This window comes from Pseudomonas sp. 13B_3.2_Bac1, from assembly GCF_025466205.1.
Taxonomy (GTDB): Bacteria; Pseudomonadota; Gammaproteobacteria; order Pseudomonadales; family Pseudomonadaceae; genus Aquipseudomonas; species Aquipseudomonas fluorescens_H.
In genome coordinates this window covers 1-19,442 of record NZ_JANLOG010000016.1, presented here as the reverse complement: position 1 = coordinate 19,442, position 19,442 = coordinate 1, and the positions used below count along the sequence as shown (strand labels likewise).

General features: G+C 60.5%; 14 protein-coding genes and 2 pseudogenes. 6 read left to right on the top strand and 10 right to left on the bottom strand.

The window, feature by feature from the left end:
- Nucleotides 1-225: 225 nt before the first annotated feature.
- Nucleotides 226-1,302, top strand: coding sequence for a 4-hydroxyphenylpyruvate dioxygenase (hppD, locus tag NTD85_RS02680; RefSeq protein WP_003224634.1), 1,077 nt, complete (start codon nt 226-228; stop codon nt 1,300-1,302).
- Nucleotides 1,303-1,479: 177 nt separating this feature from the next.
- On the opposite strand, the gene rarD is transcribed toward hppD, so the two are convergent.
- From rarD to NTD85_RS02655, 4 genes are all read right to left on the bottom strand, one after another.
- The gene (gene rarD / locus NTD85_RS02670) at nt 1,480-2,361 is read right to left on the bottom strand and encodes an EamA family transporter RarD (protein WP_262141355.1); all 882 of its coding nucleotides are present in this window, start codon (nt 2,359-2,361) and stop codon (nt 1,480-1,482) included.
- Between the two features lie 168 nt (nt 2,362-2,529).
- Nucleotides 2,530-4,605, bottom strand: a complete 2,076-nt coding sequence (locus NTD85_RS02665; RefSeq protein WP_262141354.1) for an acyltransferase family protein — start codon at nt 4,603-4,605, stop codon at nt 2,530-2,532.
- A 158-nt stretch (nt 4,606-4,763) separates the two neighbouring features.
- The gene (locus NTD85_RS02660) at nt 4,764-5,777 is read right to left on the bottom strand and encodes an aldo/keto reductase (protein WP_103483344.1); all 1,014 of its coding nucleotides are present in this window, start codon (nt 5,775-5,777) and stop codon (nt 4,764-4,766) included.
- A 125-nt stretch (nt 5,778-5,902) separates the two neighbouring features.
- Entirely contained in the window at nt 5,903-7,213 is a 1,311-nt protein-coding gene (locus NTD85_RS02655; protein WP_262141353.1) for an MFS transporter, read from the bottom strand.
- Between the two features lie 171 nt (nt 7,214-7,384).
- Here NTD85_RS02655 and NTD85_RS02650 point away from each other — a divergent pair, with 171 nt between their 5' ends.
- The 5 genes and pseudogenes from NTD85_RS02650 (at nt 7,385) to NTD85_RS02635 (ending at nt 13,018) form a co-directional block, all read left to right on the top strand.
- Nucleotides 7,385-8,503: a sugar diacid recognition domain-containing protein gene (locus tag NTD85_RS02650; RefSeq protein WP_262141352.1), complete on the top strand. Its 1,119-nt coding sequence runs from the start codon at nt 7,385-7,387 to the stop codon at nt 8,501-8,503.
- A 225-nt stretch (nt 8,504-8,728) separates the two neighbouring features.
- Entirely contained in the window at nt 8,729-9,868 is a 1,140-nt protein-coding gene (locus NTD85_RS02645; RefSeq protein WP_262141351.1) for a glycerate kinase, read from the top strand.
- 295 nt (nt 9,869-10,163) lie between these two features.
- Nucleotides 10,164-10,931: pseudogene (locus NTD85_RS27695) on the top strand (MCP four helix bundle domain-containing protein); the annotation flags it as partial.
- A 369-nt stretch (nt 10,932-11,300) separates the two neighbouring features.
- Nucleotides 11,301-11,789, top strand: a pseudogene (locus NTD85_RS27690) (methyl-accepting chemotaxis protein); the annotation flags it as partial.
- A 41-nt stretch (nt 11,790-11,830) separates the two neighbouring features.
- Nucleotides 11,831-13,018: a pyridoxal phosphate-dependent aminotransferase gene (locus NTD85_RS02635; protein WP_262141349.1), complete on the top strand. Its 1,188-nt coding sequence runs from the start codon at nt 11,831-11,833 to the stop codon at nt 13,016-13,018.
- Nucleotides 13,019-13,161: 143 nt separating this feature from the next.
- Here the strand turns inward: NTD85_RS02635 and NTD85_RS02630 are convergent, their stop codons facing one another.
- The 6 genes from NTD85_RS02630 to NTD85_RS02605 all read right to left on the bottom strand — a co-directional run bounded on the left by NTD85_RS02630 (nt 13,162) and on the right by NTD85_RS02605 (nt 19,319).
- Nucleotides 13,162-14,139 (bottom strand): 2-hydroxyacid dehydrogenase, encoded by a 978-nt coding sequence (locus NTD85_RS02630; protein ID WP_262141348.1) that lies wholly within the window; start codon nt 14,137-14,139, stop codon nt 13,162-13,164.
- A 14-nt stretch (nt 14,140-14,153) separates the two neighbouring features.
- Nucleotides 14,154-15,452 (bottom strand): MFS transporter, encoded by a 1,299-nt coding sequence (locus NTD85_RS02625; RefSeq protein WP_103521730.1) that lies wholly within the window; start codon nt 15,450-15,452, stop codon nt 14,154-14,156.
- A 56-nt stretch (nt 15,453-15,508) separates the two neighbouring features.
- A complete protein-coding gene (locus NTD85_RS02620) occupies nt 15,509-16,528 on the bottom strand; it encodes a sugar kinase (RefSeq protein WP_262141347.1) in 1,020 nt (339 codons plus the stop codon).
- On the bottom strand, nt 16,521-17,303 hold the full coding sequence (locus tag NTD85_RS02615) for a sugar phosphate isomerase/epimerase family protein (RefSeq protein ID WP_262141346.1): 783 nt from the start codon (nt 17,301-17,303) through the stop codon (nt 16,521-16,523). Before NTD85_RS02615 ends, NTD85_RS02620 begins: the two co-directional genes overlap by 8 nt.
- Before the next feature lie 179 nt (nt 17,304-17,482).
- The gene (locus NTD85_RS02610) at nt 17,483-18,511 is read right to left on the bottom strand and encodes a LacI family DNA-binding transcriptional regulator (protein ID WP_315975096.1); all 1,029 of its coding nucleotides are present in this window, start codon (nt 18,509-18,511) and stop codon (nt 17,483-17,485) included.
- 166 nt (nt 18,512-18,677) lie between these two features.
- Nucleotides 18,678-19,319 carry a DUF1345 domain-containing protein gene (locus tag NTD85_RS02605; RefSeq protein WP_003224657.1) on the bottom strand — a complete coding sequence of 214 codons (642 nt, stop codon included), beginning with the start codon at nt 19,317-19,319 and terminating at the stop codon, nt 18,678-18,680.
- Between the last annotated feature and the right edge of the window lie 123 nt (nt 19,320-19,442).

Below are 19,442 nucleotides of genomic sequence, written 5' to 3'. Positions count from 1 at the left end.
TACGCTGTGTAGAATCGGGTTACGCATACAATAATAATCGTCTTCTGGCAGCAGAAGCCTCGCCCGCAAGAGCCTTGGGTCGACAATGAAGATATTCGGGTTTCAACTGATCTACGGTGACTTCCTCGCCCGCAGTGTGCGAGGCATCTCCTGCGCACCACCCAGCGATCTCAGCATTACTGACAAATAACCCTGGTTAATTGATAAGAATGATGAGGCGTCACCATGGCAGATTTATACGAAAACCCAATGGGCCTGATGGGCTTTGAGTTCATCGAGTTCGCATCGCCGACTCCTGGCACCCTGGAGCCGATCTTCGAGATCATGGGCTTCACCAAGGTCGCAACCCACCGCTCCAAGAACGTGCACCTGTACCGTCAGGGCGCGATCAATCTGATCCTCAACAACGAACCCAATAGCGTCGCTTCGTACTTCGCGGCCGAACACGGCCCGTCGGTGTGTGGCATGGCGTTCCGCGTCAAGGATTCGCAAAAGGCCTACAGCCGCGCGCTGGAACTCGGCGCCCAGCCGATCCACATCGAAACCGGCCCGATGGAACTCAACCTGCCAGCGATCAAAGGCATCGGCGGTGCGCCGCTGTACCTGATTGACCGTTTCGGCGAAGGCAGCTCGATCTATGACATCGACTTCGTGTTCATCGAAGGCGTTGATCGCAACCCGGTCGGTGCCGGCCTGAAGATCATCGATCACCTGACCCACAACGTGTATCGCGGGCGTATGGCTTACTGGGCCAACTTCTACGAGAAGCTGTTCAACTTCCGCGAGATCCGCTACTTCGACATCAAGGGCGAATACACCGGCCTGACCTCGAAAGCGATGACCGCACCGGACGGCATGATCCGCATCCCGCTGAACGAAGAGTCGTCCAAGGGCGCCGGGCAGATCGAAGAGTTCCTGATGCAGTTCAACGGCGAGGGCATCCAGCACGTGGCGTTCCTCACCGACGATCTGGTCAAGACCTGGGATCAGTTGAAGAAGATCGGCATGCGCTTCATGACCGCGCCGCCGGACACCTACTACGAAATGCTCGAAGGCCGCCTGCCGAATCACGGCGAGCCGGTGGATCAACTGCAATCGCGGGGCATCCTGCTCGACGGTTCGTCGAACCCGGACGACAAGCGCCTGCTGCTGCAGATCTTCTCGGAAACCCTGATGGGCCCGGTATTCTTCGAATTCATCCAGCGCAAGGGCGATGATGGTTTCGGCGAGGGCAACTTCAAGGCCCTGTTCGAATCGATCGAGCGTGATCAGGTGCGTCGTGGTGTGCTGACCACCGAGTAATCCGCCACTAGAATGAAAAAATCCCGGCTTGCAGTCATGCACAGCCGGGATTTTCTTGCGTCAGCAAAACTGTGGGAGCGAGCTTGCTCGCGAATTCGGTCTTTCGTTCAAGGTCTTGGTTGACTGACCTGACGCTTTCGCGAGCAAGCCCGCTCCCACAGTAGTTTTGTATTGCTTTTAAGAGCGGCGCTGTCGCATCAGGTGTTTGAAGCCTTCGAAGATCAGCACCACAACGGCGAGCCAGATCGGAATGTAAGTCAGCCACTCGCCGGCCTTGATGCTTTCACCGAGCAACAGCGCCACACCGAGTAGCAGCACCGGTTCCACATAACTGAGCAAACCAAACAGGCTGAACGGCAACAAGCGGCTGGCAATGATGTAGACCACCAGCGCCGAAGCACTGATCAGGCCGAGCAGCGGAATCAGCCACAGCAGCCCCGGATACTGATCGAACACGCCAAAGCCTTGCTCGCCACCGCGCACAAACCAGTAGGCCACCGGCAGCATCAGCGTCATGTCGACCCATAGACCGCCAAGGTTGTCAGTCTTCAAGCGTTTGCGCAGCACGAAGTACAGTGGATACCCGACCACGACTACCAGCGTCGCCCAGGAAAAACCGCCGACCTGATACAACTCGTTCGCCACACCCAGGATTGCAAAGAACACCGCGATCTTCTGCAGGTACGACAGGCTGTCGCCGTACACAATGCGCCCGGTCAGCACCATCGCCAGCGGCAACAGGAAATAACCCAGCGACACGTCGAGGCTGTAGCCATTGAGCGGCGCCCACATGAACAGCCACAACTGCACGCCGAGCAAACCGGCCGAAACGATCAGGCCGCCGATCAGCTTCGGATAGCCCGCAACCCGCCGCAGCAGCTCCAGTACCCGCCGCCATTCACCGGACACCAGCATGAACACGGTCATGCACGGCACCGTCAGCAGCATCCGCCAGCCGAAGATCTCTACGCCGCTCAACGGCGTGAGCAGCGAGGTGTAGTAATACATGACGGCAAACAGCACCGAGGCTGAAACCGATAGAGCGATACCTTTAGACAAACTGTCCTCGCGGGTGGGTGATCAAACAGGGCGCGCAGGATACGTGGTTTTTGTGCTGAATATTGGCCGAGTGCTCATTATTTCCAACATGCACATTGGCGCCGCCCCCTCACCAGCGTAGTCAGTGGATTCGGGCAGAGCCCGAAATCCTTAGCGGGTTCGCGCGCATTACTGTTGTGCTTTCAACGGATTTGCGAAGTGCTCGATGTACATCTGACCAAACCGGTAAGAGGCGTAATCAGTCAAGTGGCCGATGTCACGGTAGACCGGCAGGCCGTCGACGGTCGTCGCGCAATCGGCCTGCGCGCATTGCACGCTTTTCGGATCGATCACCAGCAAGCTCGGGTATTCGGACTTCAATTCATTCAACAGCCTGGCCAATACCGGTTCTTCACTGCCTGACCAGGGTGTCGTGGCGCAGGCGCGGCTTTGCTCGGTACTGCCCAGCGTGCCGCGCAACTTGACCTGCTTCGACAGGCATTCGTTGATCCCCGCCGGCATTCGCAGCGTGCTCAGCAAAAAGACCGGAGTTGCACCTGACTTGACGATAATGTCCAGTGCTTCGCGGATCGCCACCCCCAAGCGTTGGTGAGATAACTCAAGGCTGCGAGGGTCATCCAGGCGGGTAACAACGGCGTCGCTCAGATACGCCTCCCAGATCTGGCCGATGATCACGTACTGAAAGTGATGGCTGGCCACGATGTCGTAGTAACGTTGAGTGGCATCGTGGCACTTTTGATACAGCGCGTTCTTGTATTTGTACCAGTTGTACAAATAGACACCAGGCATCGTCAGGCACGCCGGGTAAGCCTGGGCGAGTACTGAAAGGTTGGCATCTTTGGCCAGTGATTCGACAAAACCCCAATACTGGTTCGAATAGGAATCCCCCATCAGGAACGCGTTGGGCGTGTCCCGCACAGCACCGAATACGCAGCCGGGATCAGCACCGTCGCTGACACCCAGGCAACCCTCCCGGGCAGGCGGAATGGCGGCGCTCAGGGTGTCGAACTGGCTGCCGTAGGCGTGGCCGAAGCGCAATGGCCAACCGTCATGTTTCTCGCCCGCTGCGTGCAACAACGACAGGCTGACCGCCGGCAGGACCATCAACCAGAGCAGTGTCTTGCCAAACCGTACGCGTGTTCTGCGAAACCGGTTTTCAACCAGCACATAGGAGGCGTAGCCGATGATGAAGGTGGCGATGAAATAAACGGTCGTCAGCAGCGGAGTCAGGGCAAGGCCCATGTAATTCATCACCGCGAGGATTGGCCAGTGCCACAAGTACAGCGAGTACGAGAGCGTGCCAATCAACACCAGCGGTTTGAACGCCAATAACCTGGAGGTCAGGCTGTTATCGCCGATACCGCGAAAGAGCAGCACTGCGGTGGCGAGGCACACGACAATGGCGTGGTAACCGGGAAAGCCAGACAGGATGCCTTCTCGGGTGGCGCAGTAGAAGATCGTGGCCAGCGCCAGCACACAGACCAACGTGGCACTTGTGCGATTGAGCCTGAAGTTTTGCGCACTGAAGATGACGGCGCAGGAGCCGATCATCAATTCGAAGATTCGAGCGGTGAAGAAGTAGTAGTTCTTGTCGGGGTAGGCGCGGGACAGATAGAGCGCGAGTGCGATCGCCGCCAGGGTCAAGCCCAATACCGTCGCCTTGAACACGCTTTTCGCCACATACCGGTCGAGCAGCCAGATACCCAGCGGCAAAGCCAGATACCACTGCCATTCGATGGCCAGTGACCAGGTGTGCAGCAACGGCAAGCTTGCGGCATCGGGTGTGGCATAGCCGGTGGTGGCTTTTGAGAAGTACTGGTTGGAAATGATTAACGAGGTGTACTTTTCGCTCTTGAGAAATTCGACATAGTCATTGGGCAAGTACAGCAATGTCGTGGCGATCAGTGTGGCAATCAGCAGTGCAATCACCGCCGGTTGCAGGCGCCAGATGCGCCGGTTGTAAAACCCGGCAAAACTGAATGTACCGTTGTCCAGCGACTTCATGATGATCGAGGTCGTCAGGTAGCCCGAGATCACGAAGAAGATATCGACGCCAATAAAACCCGACGGAAACAGCGCCAGGCCGCCGTGAAAAATCAAGACAAGCAGCACAGCGATTGCGCGCAGGCCGTCGACATCCGCACGGTATTGCAGTGAAGGTTTCCCATCTCCGGAGACGGCCCCTGCCAGCGGCGAAGCGTGCGTGGTCGATGCGTCCTTGTTGCCAATTACTTTGAACAGCATCCCGCGCAGAGGCTTGCACGCTAACTGAAAAGGGCGGTTGAACATCATTTATCCCGGGCCATTTGCACACGATCAATCAGCGTTTTCCATTTGATCGCACTTGGTTCAATGAAAAAAAACAGCCGATTGTATCGGCTGTTGTACAACGAGGGAAAAACTTATGGCTGGCGCGGTTTACGGCCCGACACAAAATGGCTCACATCGTTGAACCCCGGCGTTGACGCATGCCCCGGTGTCACCAGCGAATCGATAAACGCTTCATCCTCCGCCGTGATTTTCACCGCTTGCGCCTTGGTGTAGGCGTCCCACTGTTGTTCGGTGCGCGGGCCGACGATCGCCGAAGTCACGGCGCTGTTGTTCAGCACCCAGGCAATCGCGAACTCGACGATACCGACCCCACGGCCCTGGGTATATTGCTGAATCTGCTGGGCAATGCGCAGCGATTCCACCCGCCATTCGGTTTCCAGAATGCGTTTGTCCTGGCGCCCGGCGCGGCTGTTGGCGTCCGGTGTCACATCGGGTGCGTATTTGCCGCTGAGCACGCCACGGGCCAGCGGGCTGTAAGGCACCACACCCAGACCGTAGGTTTGCGCAGCGGTGATCTGCTCGGTCTCGGCCTGGCGGTTGACGATGTTGTACAGCGGCTGGCTGATCACCGGGCGATCGACACCCAACTGGTCAGCGATACGAATCACCTCGGCAATGCGCCAGCCGCGATAGTTCGACAGGCCCCAGTAGCGAATCTTGCCCTGGCGAATCAGATCGCCAATCGCCGACACGGTGACTTCCAGCGGCGTGTTGTGGTCTTCGCGGTGCAGGTAATAGATGTCGAGGTAGTCGGTGCCGAGGCGCGTCAGGCTGGCCTCCAGACCATTGAAGATATGCTTGCGGCTCAAGCCGCTGCGGTTCGGTACGCCGTCCGCCGGGCCGAATCCGACCTTGGTCGCCAGCACCCATTCGTGACGGTGTCGGGCGATCGCCTCGCCGACGATTTCCTCCGAACGGCCGTTGGTGTAGACGTCGGCGGTGTCGATAAAATTGATGCCCTGATCCCAGGCCTTGTGGATGATGCGCAGCGAATCCTCTGCGCTGGTCTGCTCGCCAAACATCATCGTGCCGAGGGTGAGGGTGGACACCTGCAACCCCGAGTGCCCCAGTGTGCGGTAGCTCATGCCGAAATCCTTTTGTCGGTGGGAAAACTCCAATCAAATACCAGAAGCATCCCACGGGGCAAAGTGAATTATCGGCTGAGCAAACCGGCTGCAATAAACAAGGAGCAAAAAAGATCGCAGCGTGTTTACGCCCGCAACGTGCGCGTCATGCGCAGCGCCAGCAAGCTCCCGCCGACGATCACACCCGCCAGCAGATACAACGCGGCATCGGTCGAACCGGTGCTGTCCTTGACCCAACCCACCAGGTACGGGCTGAGGAAACCGGCCATCTGCCCCATCGAGTTGATCAAGGCCAGACCTCCGGCCGCCGCGCCCGCGCTCAACATCGCGGTCGGCACCGGCCAGAACATCGGCAGACCGGTCAGCGCGCCCATGGTGGCAATGGTCAGACCGAGGATGGCGATAGCCGGGTTGGCGGCGAAGTTCACCGCAATCACCAGGCCGATGGCGCCCATCAGCATCGGCACAACAAGGTGCCAGCGACGTTCTTTGCGCAAGTCCGCCGAACGCCCTACCAGCAGCATGAACACCGCCGCCAGCAGATACGGAATCGCGCTCAGCCAGCCGATCACCAGGTTGTCGCTGAAACCGAGGTTCTTGATGATCGACGGCAGCCAGAAGTTGATCGCGTACACGCCGCTCTGGATGCAGAAGTAGATCAGGCCGAAGGCCCAGATCGCCGGGTTCTTGAACACCGCGAGCAGCGAGTCAGTGGTGGTTTTCGGTTTGTTCGCCTGGTCTTCGGCCTGGTCCGCCTCAAGCACCGCGCGTTCATGCGGGCTTAGCCACTTGGCGTTGGCAAAGCTGTCGCTCAGCAGGAAATAGGCGAGGGCGCCGAGGATGACCGTCGGAATACCTTGCAGCAGAAACATCCACTGCCAGCCCGCCAGTCCACCTTGCCCGGCGGCGAAGTGGTTGAGGATCCAGCCGGAAAACGGACTGCCGAGCAGGCCGGACACCGGGATCGCCGACATGAACAGCGCCATGATCCGCCCACGGCGGAACGTCGGGAACCACTGCGAGAGGTAGAGCACCACGCCCGGGAAGAACCCGGCTTCGGCCGCACCGGTAAACAGGCGCAGGGTGTAGAACTGGGTCGGCGTGGTGACGAACAACAGGCAGGTCGACAGCGTGCCCCAAGTGATCATCATCACGGCAATCCAGCGTCTCGGACCGAATTTGGTCAGCGCCAGGTTGCTCGGTACACCGCACAGCACGTAGCCGATGAAGAAGATCCCGGCGCCGAGGCCGTACACGGTTTCGCTGAACTTCAGCGCGTCGAGCATCTGCAGTTTGGCGAAGCCAACGTTGACCCGGTCGAGGTAGTTGAACAGGTAGCAGATGAAGATGAAGGGGATCAAACGCAGGGTAATGCGTTTGTAGACGGCGTTTTTACCGGCGTCGATGGTCTGGGTAGCTGCGGCGCTCTGCGACATGGCGGCTCTCTCTTTATTATGATTTTTTGCGATGCACAGGTTAACGTTGATCGCCCTGAGAGTCTCGGCCACCTGTGGCCGGATTGTCTTTGTGCCTGAGCACAGGGTTTGCCGCCAGACCCTGTGCGCGTGAACAACCGTCCGCGCCTGTTTTAAAGGATTCTAGTCGTTATGTTCGAACTCGATCACGATCTTGCCCAGGATATCGTCGACCGGGCCATGGCCATTTTGCCGTACAACGTCAACGTCATGGACAGCCAGGGCCTGATCCTCGGCAGTGGTGAGCCGGAGCGCATCAACACCCGTCACGAAGGTGCGCAACTGGTGCTGGCCAACGGGCGAGTGGTGGAGATCGACGCGCAAACCGCCGTGCATCTGAAAGGTGTGCAGCCGGGGATTAACCTGCCGCTGTTGCTCGATCAGCGCTTGATCGGTGTGCTTGGCATTACCGGCGAACCGGAGCAACTGCGCACCTACGCCGAGTTGGTGCGCATGACTGCGGAAATGCTGGTCGGCCAGCGCAATCAGCAGGCCGAGCAGCAATGGCGGCGGCAACGTTGCGATGACCTGCTGGCGTTGCTGTTGAGCGAAGCGGGGAACTCGCCGCGCTTGGTAGATGAGGCGCAGCAGCTGGGCCTCAAGCCGCAACTGACCCGGGTGCCGTATCTGTTCGAACTGGGTCTGGAGCACGGGCCGGGGCAGACCGTCGAGGCGTTGAGCGCATGGCTGACCTCGCGGTATCCGGATAGCTGGTGCGTGAGCTCCGCCAAGTCATCACTGCTGTGGTGTCGGCCGGCGGGGCAGACGGTTGAGCATGATCGTCTGCTGGAAAAGCTTGATGGCCTGGGCTGGAACATTCTGCGCATCGCCGTTGGCGGGCAGGCGGACGGGTTGGCAGGGTTGCGCCGCTGTTATCGGCGGGTCGGCGATCTGCTGGCTTATGGCCGGGACGTGTTGCCGCACTCGCGATTGCTGACGCTCAATCGCTATCGTCTGCCGGTGATGCTCTGGCGCCATCGCAACGATGATGCGCTGGATGAATTGCTCAAACCGTTGCGCAAGGTCATCGCCAAGGACAGCAACGGCCAGTTGCTCGCGACCCTGCGCAGCTGGTGTGAGCATGATGGGCAGAGCCAGGCGTGCGCCGATGCGCTGGGCATTCATCGCAACAGTCTGCGTTACCGGATGGAGCGGATTGCCGAGTTGAGCGGGGTTGATCCGTTGCGGCTGGACGGGATGTTGGCGTTGTACCTTGGCGTACAGTTGTTGCCGCAGACTGATCCGGGTTGATTGGGTGTTTTCACCGACGCCTTCGCGAGCAAGCCCGCTCCCACAGGAGGAACGCATTCCAGGGTGGGAGCGGGCTTGCTCGCGAAGAGGCCGGTACATCCAGCGCATATCTCGCTGGGCTTTTGTAGAAAAGAACAATAAACGCCCACCGCGCTTGTGCAGCGGACAGGCGTCAATGCGCATGCCGACTGGCAGCATGAGGAGCATTGGAACTGGAGAATTCGCATGAAAATCGTCATCGCCCCCGATTCGTTCAAGGACAGCCTGAGTGCCCAAGGCGTTGCCGAAGCCATTGCGCTGGGGCTGGCGCAAGTCTGGCCGCAGGCGACATTGGTCAAGTGCCCGATGGCCGACGGTGGCGAGGGCACAGTGGAGTCGATTCTTGCCGCGTGTGAAGGTGAACTGCGCCGCACCCGGGTGCGCGGGCCGCTGGGTACACCGGTCGACGCCGCATGGGGCTGGCTGCCACATAACCACACTGCGATCATCGAAATGGCCGAGGCCAGTGGTTTGCAACTGGTGCCTACGGGGCAGCGCGATGCCTGCATCACCAGCACCTTCGGTACCGGTGAACTGATTCGCGCCGCGCTGGATGCCGGCGCGCAACGGGTAATTCTGGCGATCGGCGGCAGCGCCACCAACGACGGCGGCGCCGGCGCCATGCAGGCGCTCGGGGTGAAATTGCTCGATGCGCAAGGCCAAGCGCTGGTGCCGGGCGGTCTGGCATTGGCGCAACTGGCGCGGCTGGACTTGAGTGAACTTGATCCACGTCTGAAGCAGGTGCGCTTCGACATCGCCGCCGACGTCAACAATCCGCTGTGCGGGCCGCACGGTGCCTCGGCGATTTTCGGCCCGCAAAAGGGCGCGTCACCGGTCCAGGTGCAGCAACTGGATCAGGCGCTGGGACACTTCGCCGAGCTCTGCGCGCAAGCGTTGGGCAAGGACGTTCGCGATGAACCGGGCAGCGGTGCGGCAGGTGGATTGGGCTTTGCGGCGAAGGCGTTTCTCGGAGCGCAGTTTCAGGCCGGCGTTGAAGTGGTGGCCGAGTTGGTGGGGCTGGCCGAAGCGGTCAACGGCGCCGATCTGGTGATCACCGGAGAAGGGCGGTTCGACGCGCAAACCCTGCGCGGCAAGACCCCGTTCGGCGTGGCGCGGATTGCCAAACAACACGATGTCCCGGTCATTGTCATCGCCGGCACGCTGGGCGAGGGTTATCAGGAACTCTACGAGCACGGTATCGATGCGGCATTCGCCGTGACCAGCGGCCCGATGACCCTGGAACAGGCCTGCGCCGAAGCCCCGCGCCTGTTGCGCGAACGGGCGACTGACATTGCCCGCGTCTGGCAGATGGCAGCGAAATCCTGAGCAAACCCTGTAGGAGCTGCCGAAGGCTGCGATCTTTTGATTTTGATGTTCAAAAAAAAACAAGATCAAAAGATCGCAGCCTTCGGCAGCTCCTACAGGGGGATCGCAAGGTGTTTCAGCGTTGAAACACCTTGAAAAATATTTTCGCTTTACACGAAATCTTCCTAAAGCCCAGCCGATACAGAGATCAGGCGCACACAGATTCCCTCGAATGGTGACGCCGGACTGAACCCGCCCCAGGGGTCAGTGATGACGGCAAGGACGCTCGCAGCTACCTCTATCCGAGAGTCCAACCATGTCCTTGCGTAACCTGAATATCGCGCCCCGTGCCTTCCTCGGTTTTGCCTTTATCGCCTTGCTGGTGATTGTCCTTGGTGTGTTCGCCGTCAACCGCATGTCGACCATCCGCCAGGCTTCCATCGACATGGAGACCAATCAACTGCCCAGCGTTGCCTACCTTGGCAAAGTGACTGAAAACGTTCTGCGTCTGCGGATTCTCTCGTTCCGTGTGCTGATCAATCGTGAGCCGGCAGCGTTGCAGGATGCTGAGGGCCGTATCAACGAGCTGGTGGACAAAGTGCGCAGCGCCCAGGCCAGCTACGCCGCACTGCCTGCCGGTGGTGAAGAATTGGCGCAGTACAAGGCCTTCGCCGTGACACTGGACAACTACCTGCAAGCACAAAACCAGATGATGGAACTGTCGCGTCAGGACAAGATCGAGGAGATGCGCACCCTGATCAACACGCGCATCAAGGACGGCACCGATCAGATGGGCGAGCAGCTCAACAAACTGATCGCAATCAACTCCGCTGACGCGAAAACCGCCTCCGGTCAGGCCGGCGAGCACTACGACAGTGCCATTACCGGCATCGTTATCGTTGCTGTCGTCGCTGCGCTCGCTACGGTATTGCTGGCCTTGCTGCTGACTCGCAGCATCGTCACACCGCTCAATCGCGCAGTGGCAGCCGCACAAACCATCGCCAGCGGCAACCTGAGCAAAACCATCGAAGTCGATGGCAAGGACGAAGCTACGCAGTTGCTGCAGGCCCTGTCCACGATGCAGATCAACCTGCGTAAAACCATCGAACAGATCGCCGGTTCCGCGACTCAGTTGGGCGCGGCGGCCGAAGAGCTGAGCGCGGTCACCGAAGAAGCCTCCCGTGGCCTGCAACAGCAGAACAACGAGATCGAACAGGCCGCCACCGCCGTCAACGAAATGACCGCCGCCGTGGAAGAGGTGGCACGCAACGCGGTGTCGACGTCCGAAGCGTCGAACCAGTCGACCCAGGCCGCTCGTGAAGGTCGCGATCAAGTGGTGAAGACCGTCGACGCGATCCAGACCATGACCCATGACGTGCAGAGCACCGCGCAAATGATCGAAGGCCTCGCCGCGCAGGGCCGCGACATCGGTAAAGTGCTGGACGTGATCCGCGCCATTGCCGAACAGACCAACCTGCTGGCCCTCAACGCCGCGATCGAAGCGGCGCGTGCCGGTGAGGCCGGACGCGGTTTCGCCGTGGTGGCGGACGAGGTGCGCGCCTTGGCCCATCGCACCGCGCAATCGACCCAGGAAATCGAAAAAATGGTCGCCGGCATCCAGAACGGCACCGGCGAAGCGGTTTCGTCGATGCAGCAAAGCAACCAGCGCACCCAGACCACCCTGGAAATGGCCCGCGCTGCGGGTGTGGCGCTGGAACAGATCACCCAGTCGATCCACCAGATCAACGAACGCAACCTGGTCATCGCCAGTGCCTCTGAAGAACAGGCGCAGGTCTCGCGTGAGGTCGACCGCAACCTGGTCAACATCCGTGATCTGGCCACCCAATCGGCCGCCGGGGCCAACCAGACCAGCGCCGCCACCCATGAACTGTCGCGTCTGGCGGTGGATTTGAATGCCATGGTGGCGCGTTTTGTGATTTGAGATAGGGTGAAGGCTGGAGACCGCGCAATCAGGAGACGTGCATGCGCTATTCAGCCTTGACCCAACGAATCGCCGGGGAGGGAGCAGCGGCCTGGCAGATTCATGACCGAGCGCTGGAGTTGCGCGCCGAGGGTGTCGATATCCTGCTGCTGAGCGTGGGCGATCCGGATTTCGACACGCCGCTGCCGATCATCCACGGCGCCATCGATAGCCTGCTGGCGGGCGATACGCATTATTCCGAAGTGCGTGGCCGGTTGGCGCTGCGCAAGCTGATTGCCGCGCGCCACCAGCGGCGCAGCGGTCAGGTGGTGGATGCCGAGCACGTGATCGTGCTGCCCGGCGCGCAATGCGCGGTGTATTCGGTGGCTCAGTGTCTGCTGGACCCGGGGGACGAGGTGATCGTCGCCGAGCCGATGTACGTGACTTATGAAGGTGTGTTCGGCGCCTGCGGTGCGACGGTGGTGCCGGTGCCTGTGAAGCCGGAGAACGGCTTTCGCGTTGATCCCGCCGATGTTGCGGCACGAATCACGCCGAAAACCCGTGCCCTGTTGCTCAACAGCCCCAACAATCCTTCCGGCGCAAGCCTTTCCTTGCTGATCTGGCAAGAGCTGGCGGCGCTGTGCGTGCGTCACGATTTATGGCTGATCAGTGACGAGGTCTACAGCGATCTGCTCTACGAAGGCGAGCACATCAGCCCGGCGAGCCTGCCGGGCATGGCCGAGCGCACCGCAACCATCAACAGTCTGTCGAAATCCCATGCCATGACCGGTTGGCGCATTGGCTGGTCGATCGGCCCGAAGGTGCTGGCCGAGCATCTGGTGAACCTGTCGTTGAGCATGCTCTTCGGTCTGCCGGATTTTGTGCAGAAAGCCGCGGAGGTCGCGTTGGCAAGCGATCTGCCGGAGGTGACGCAGATGCGCGACGAGTATCGATTGCGCCGCGATCTGGTGTGCGAGCGCTTGCGTGGTTGCCCGGGGTTGCAACCGATCCGCCCGGATGGCGGGATGTTCGTGATGGTCGATGTGCGCCAGACCGGGTATGGCGCGCAGGCATTTGCCGAGCGGTTGCTGGAAGGGTACGGGGTGTCGGTGTTGGCCGGCGAAGCGTTCGGGCCGAGTGCGGCGGGGCATATTCGCATCGGGCTGGTGCTGGACCGGGTGAAACTGGCCGATGCCTGCGCGCGGATTGCGTTGTGTGCGGTGCAGCTGTTGCAGGCGCGTAGTGCCTGACAGTGTTGTGTTGCCTGAACTGGCCTCTTCGCGAGCAAGCCCGCTCCCACAGTGGATAGGTGTGTACATAATGTTATCTGTACACACCGAACCCTGTGGGAGCGGGCTTGCTCGCGAATGCAATCTGCCATTCAGCACATTTTTCAGCCCTGCCAAGCCACCGGATTCACCAGATTTACAGGCTTCTCCCCAGCCAAAGCAGCAAGCAGATTGTCCACCGCACACCGCGCCATCGCCTCGCGCGTCTCATGCGTCGCCGAACCCATGTGCGGCGTCGCCACCACATTGTTCAACTGCAACAACGGCGAATCATGATTCAGCGGTTCACGCTCGAACACATCCAGCCCCGCCGCGCGAATCCGCTGATGGCGCAACGCGTCGATCAGCGCTGCCTCATCCACCACTTTGCCGCGAGAGATATTGATGAAGATGCTTTCCGGGCGCATCAGCGCAAACTGCTCGGCGCCGATCAGGCCTTCGGTTTGCGCGGTCAGCGGCAGGGTCAGGCAGATGAAATCGGCCTCTTGCAGCAGCGCTTCAAGACTGCGGTACTGCGCCGCAAAACGCGACTCGACCGCCGGTTTGCGTGACTGACTGTGGTAAAGCACCGGCATGCCAAAACCGAAATGCCCGCGCTGCGCCAACGCCTCGCCGATGCGCCCCATGCCGATGATGCCCAGGGTCTTGCCGTGCACATCGGTGCCGAAATGCGCCGGGCCGATGTTGCGATGCCATTGGCCGCTGCGCACCATATTCGCCAGCTCGACTACGCGCCGGGCCGTGGCGAGGATCAGCGCGAAACCGGTATCGGCGGTGGTTTCAGTGAGCACGTCCGGGGTGTTGCTGAGGAGGATCTTGCGCCGGGTCAGGTAATCGATGTCGTAGTTGTCGACGCCCACCGAAACGCTGGCAATCGCCTGCAGTTGCGGCGCCAGGTTGAGCAACGCCGCGTCGAGTTTCAGGCTGGCGCCAAGCAAACCGTGGGCGCCGGGCAGGGCGTCACGCAGTTTCATCAGGCCGTCAGCGTCGAGGCTTTCGATCAGCGTCACTTCACACTGTTGCTGCAGACGCGACATCAGCGCTGGCGACAGTTTTTTGTACAGCACGACATGTTTTTTCATGAACAAAAATCTCTTCAGGAATGCGCCGGCACGGGACGCGTGACAACGGCTTTGGCCACGACGCGGTCACTGGCGCCGGGCTTGAGAAAAATCGTCAGCACCACAGACAGCAGCAGCGCGCCGCTCATCAGCAGGTACGAGGCACCGGGCGAACCGGTGGAGCTGTTCAGATAGCCGACCAGATACGAGCCGCCGAACGAGCCGAGCGCGCCCATGCTGTTGATCAGCGCCATGGCACCGCCGGCGACGTTGGCCGGCAGGATCTCCGGAACGATGGCGAAAAACGGCCCATACGGCGCGTACATGCAAGCACCGGCGATTACCAGCAGCGTGTACGACCACCAGAAATGCTCGGCGCCCAAAGCATAAGAGCCGTAGAACGCAATGGAGGCGATCAGCAGCGGCGGCCAGACGAAGCGTTTGCGCTTTTGCAGTTTGTCCGAACCCCACGACACCGCGAGCATGCCGATCACCGCCGCCAGATACGGCAGCGCCGACAGCCAGCCGGCCTCGATCATGTCCATCTGCGCGCCGGCCTTGAGGATCGACGGCAACCACAGCACGAAGCCGTAGACGCCGATGCTCCAGCAGAAAAACTGCAGCGCCAGAATGATCACCTTCGGCGAACGAAATGCTTCGGCGTAGTTCTTCACCGCTTTGATCCCGACCTGTTCGGCGGCGAGGGCGCTTTCCAGATCGTGCTTTTCCTGCTCACTCAGCCACTTGGCCTGAGCGGGACGATCATCGGCCAGTTTCCACCAGATAAACGCCCAGATTACCGCCGGCAAACCTTCGATGATGAACATCCAGCGCCAACTGAAGTGTTGCACCAGATAGCCGGAAACCACCGACATCCACAACATGGTCACCGGGTTGCCGAGGATCAGGAAGGTGTTGGCCCGTGAGCGTTCGGCACGCGTGAACCAGTGGCACAGGTAGACCAGCATTGCCGGCATGACCGCGGCTTCGACCACGCCGAGCATGAAGCGGATCACGATCAGCCAGTAGGCGTTGGAGACCACGCCAGTCAACGTGGCGAGGCCGCCCCAGAAGATCAGGCTGAAGAAGATCAGCTTCTTCACACTGTGCTTTTGCGCGTAGATCGCCCCCGGCACCTGGAAGAAAAAGTAGCCGAGGAAGAACAGCGCGCCGAGTAATGAAGACAGACCCGGGGTGATCATCAGGTCGGCGGCCATACCGGACGCGGCGGCAAAGCCGTAATTGGCGCGATCGAGGTACGCCAGGCTGTAGGTGATGAACACGATGGGCATGATGTACCACCAGCGGCGGGCGGCGAGGGTTGCGGTTTTCATGGTGTTGCTCCTGAGCTTGTTGTTTTTGTCGCAGCAGGTTCAAATTTTTGCGGTGATCAAGCGGGCCTCTTCGCGAGCAGGCTCGCTCCCACAGGGGAATGCATTCCAAATGTGGGAGCGAGCCTGCTCGCGAAAGCGGTTTCGAATTCAACGACGAGTTCAGACCGGGTCGGCAACCCCTCCATATCCCCGCGACTCTGCACCGCCCGACTGCCAATCCAGTTCGCGCGCTGCACGGCCTCGGCAAAACTGTGATGCTCCAGCAGGGCGCTGATCATGCCGACCGCAAAGCCATCACCCGCACCCACGGTATCGACGACGTTGGCCACCGGTACCCCGGCGACAAACCCCTGATCCAGTTGCGTGCGGTAATAGGCACCTTGCGGCCCGAGTTTGATCGCCACGGCTTCAGCGCCCTGATCGAGATAAAACGCCGCAATGTCCGCCGGGTCTTCGAACCCGGTCAGCAGCCGACCTTCACTCAAACCCGGCAGTACCCAGTGGGCGAGGGCGGCGAGGCGGTTGATCTCGCGGATCATCTCTTGCTCGCTGGCCCACAGGCTTGGGCGCAGATTGGGGTCGAACGACACGCTGCGCCCGGCATGGCGCATGCGTGTCATCAGCTCGAAAGACATTTCCCGAGCAGTGGCCGACAGCGCCGGTGGAATCCCGGTGGCGTGCAGATGACGCGCGCTGAGCAGCGTTTCGCTGATCGATTGAACGGACAGATGACTGGCCGCCGAACCGCGACGGTAATACTCGACCTGCGGGTCGCTGCCATCGTCGGTGCGCGACTTGAACTGGAAACCGGTCGGATGTGCGCTGTCGACCGCGACATGACTGCAATCCAGACCTTCGCTGGCCAACGTTTCCAGCACAAAGCGCCCCAGCGAATCGGCGCCAACGCGGCTCAGCCAGGCTACGTTGAAACCCAGGCGCGACAGACCAATCGCCACGTTGCTGTCGGCGCCGGCAATGCGCCGGTGAAAGTGTTCGACTTCGGCCAGATCACCGGTTTGTTCGGCGACCAGCATCGCCATGGTTTCGCCAAACGATAGAATATCGATGTCAGACATGGGCAGGCTCCAGACGGGATTGGCCAAGGCGGGCGAGGGCGGCGACGTGTTCGGTGGTCAACGCCACCAGGTCATCGCCCTGCAACGGGTATTCGGCGGCACGCATAACGCCTTGGGCCATGTGCCGCAACAGTTGTTCCCAAAGATGCAGGTCGCTGACGGCCGGTGGCACCGCCACCAGTTTGCCGTCGGCACGGCGGGCCACGGCTTTGCAGTGCACATAGCCGACATGACGCCCGAGCAGGCGTGCGGCGTTGAGCGCGGACTGGTCTTGCCACTGCCAGTTGCCGATGTCGAAAGTCATCTTGATCGGCAAGTTGTGCTGCTCGACCGCCGCGAAAAAACGCTGGAACGGTTCGATGCGGCCGCCCTGCAAAGTCTGGTCGTTTTCCACCAGCAGTTGCACCGGGCTGGCGCCGAGCAGCTGTTTCAGCACCTGCAAATCACAGTTGTCGGTGAAGTAACCGAGCGAGACTTTCAGCCATTTCGAACCGAATGCTTCTGCGTGTTGCAGGGCGTTGATCAGCTCGGGATTGGGCCGCACCTGACCGGCGAGCCACAGCTCGGTCGGCGAGGAATAGATGCTTTGCAGGCCCTTCGCCTGGGTAGCGGCATTCAGTTGCGCGGGCACTTCGCGGGTCAGCAGCTCTTCGCGCCACTCGATGCGATCGGCGCCGGCCGCGGCCAGCACGTCGATGAAGAAGTCCTGCCCGCGTTGGCGCACAAGTTCGGCGCCGTAGCTGGACAGGCTGATGGAAACGGCGGGTTTATTCATTGTTATTTACCTCTGAAACCGGTTTCATTTTTATTCAAAAAAATATCAGGTGGTTCTGTGATGGCCTTTCGGGCCTCATCGCTGGCAAGCCAGCTCCCACAATGTTCTGGGGGTATTGGATGGATTGCATTAACACCACAAACACCTGTGGGAGCTGGCTTGCCAGCGAAGGCGTCAGCTCAAACACCACCATTCCCTCGGGTAGAACCGCGCTCAACCAACACCGGCGCAAAATCCAATCTGCGGGTGGGCTCAACATCCCCCCGCAAGCGCTTGAGCAAACAATCAAATGCCCGCGCGCCAATCTCGGCCGTTGGCTGGGCGAGGGCGGTAATCCCGCTGCCCACCAACGGATACCAATCCAGATCGTCCAGGGCAATCAGCCCGACATCTTCGAACAACCGGCAACCGACTTCGCGCAAGGCCAGGGTGCAGGCCAGCGCCGCCACGCCGTTGGCGCAGAACAGTGCTTTGGGGCCGGTAGCCGTGGTGTTCAAGAAGTCTTGCAGATGCGTAGCGAGTGCGTCGCCGGTTTCCAGCACCGCCCCGGTCAACCCGGAGCGCTGGGCGATCTGCGTCTGAAAACTGCTGACCCGCTCGATCCGCGAACTGGTGCCGTCATAAGGTTCGGTCACCAGCAACACATCGCGGTAGCCGCGCTGTTCGAGGTGCGTCAGCGCCATCTCGACAGCCTGCGGGTTGTTCAGTCCGAGCATGTCGCTGTCGAGTCCTTCGACCTTGCGGTCCACCAGCACCAGCGGCATTTCCCGGTGCAGTTCGTGCAGTTCGTCACGGTGATGGCCGAGGGTATTCACGATCAGCCCTTCGATGTTGTACGAACGCAACAGCGCCAGGTGTTGGCGTTCCTGCTCGTCATCGCGGTCGGTGTTGCATACCACCAGGCTGTAGCCATGCGCACGGCAGGCGGTTTCCACCCCGTGCATGACGGCAATCGAATAGGGGTTGCGGATATCGGCCACCAGCATGCCGATCAGGCGCGTGCGCCCGCGTTTCAGGCCACGGGCCATCTGGTTCGGGCGGTAGCCCAGTTCGGCGATGGCTTGTTCGATGCGCAGGGCAGTGGCATCAGAGAGCAGCGCACGGTCATCGCCGATGAAGCGCGAGACACTGGCCTTGGAGACGCCGGCGTGTTCAGCGACATCAAGCATCGTCACGCGACTGCGCTGGGCGGCGGAAAAGTCATTCACGGTCTGAAACCTTGTTATTGGATTTATCCGTTTCAGGCGCCTCGATGACGCTGAAACCGGTTTCAGGAAACACTAGAAGCCGACACTCCGTCAAGTGAATGCGCTTCGTACTTCAATTTGGCGCCGACGGGCGGCGCTCAGCGTTATTGAAATATCCGCGCCACCGTCAGCCAAACAGGCCCGCAGCAATATTGATCGAAAAGCCCAGAATAGCGGTGTTGAAGACGAATCCGATCAACGATTGCGCCAGCACGATTTTGCGCATGTCTCGGGTGCCGACGCCGACATCGGCGGTTTGCACGGCCACGCCGATGGTGAAGGAGAAATACAGGAAGTCCCAATAATTGGGCGTGGTCAGACCTTCAGCGAAACGCAGAGCCGGTTCCTTGCCATCCCAGGTGTAAAACAGACGGGCGTAGTGCACGCAGAAAATGACACCGATCAGCAGCCACGAACCTACCACGGTGACTGCGGTGAACGCGTAATGCAGCAGTTTGTGATGGGTATCCAGATCCTTGGTGCCGGCCAGCTCCAGGGTGATGGCGGCCAGGCTGGCCAACGCCGCGATACACACCACGAACAGCACCAGTCCGGCGTTTTCGTCCTCGACGACGGCGATGCGTTTGACGTCTGGCGCTTTGGCGCGAACGGTCAGCCAGAACATCAGGATCAGGTAGGTCCAGACGCCGGCGTTCCAGCCGATGAGGATTTTGCTGACTACGGAGTCGGCAGGCACCAGAAGACCGGTGGCAAGGCCAACCAGAGCGGCGGCAGACAGGCGAGGGTGGGTGCGGGCGAGGAAGCGCATGGAGACTCGATAGGCCAGGATGTCTTTACACCTTAGCCCAGCGACGTCCGGGATGACCACTGACTTGACTGTTCGAATGACCTTGTGGGAGCGGGGGGGGGGGGGGGGGGGGCGGGGGGGGGG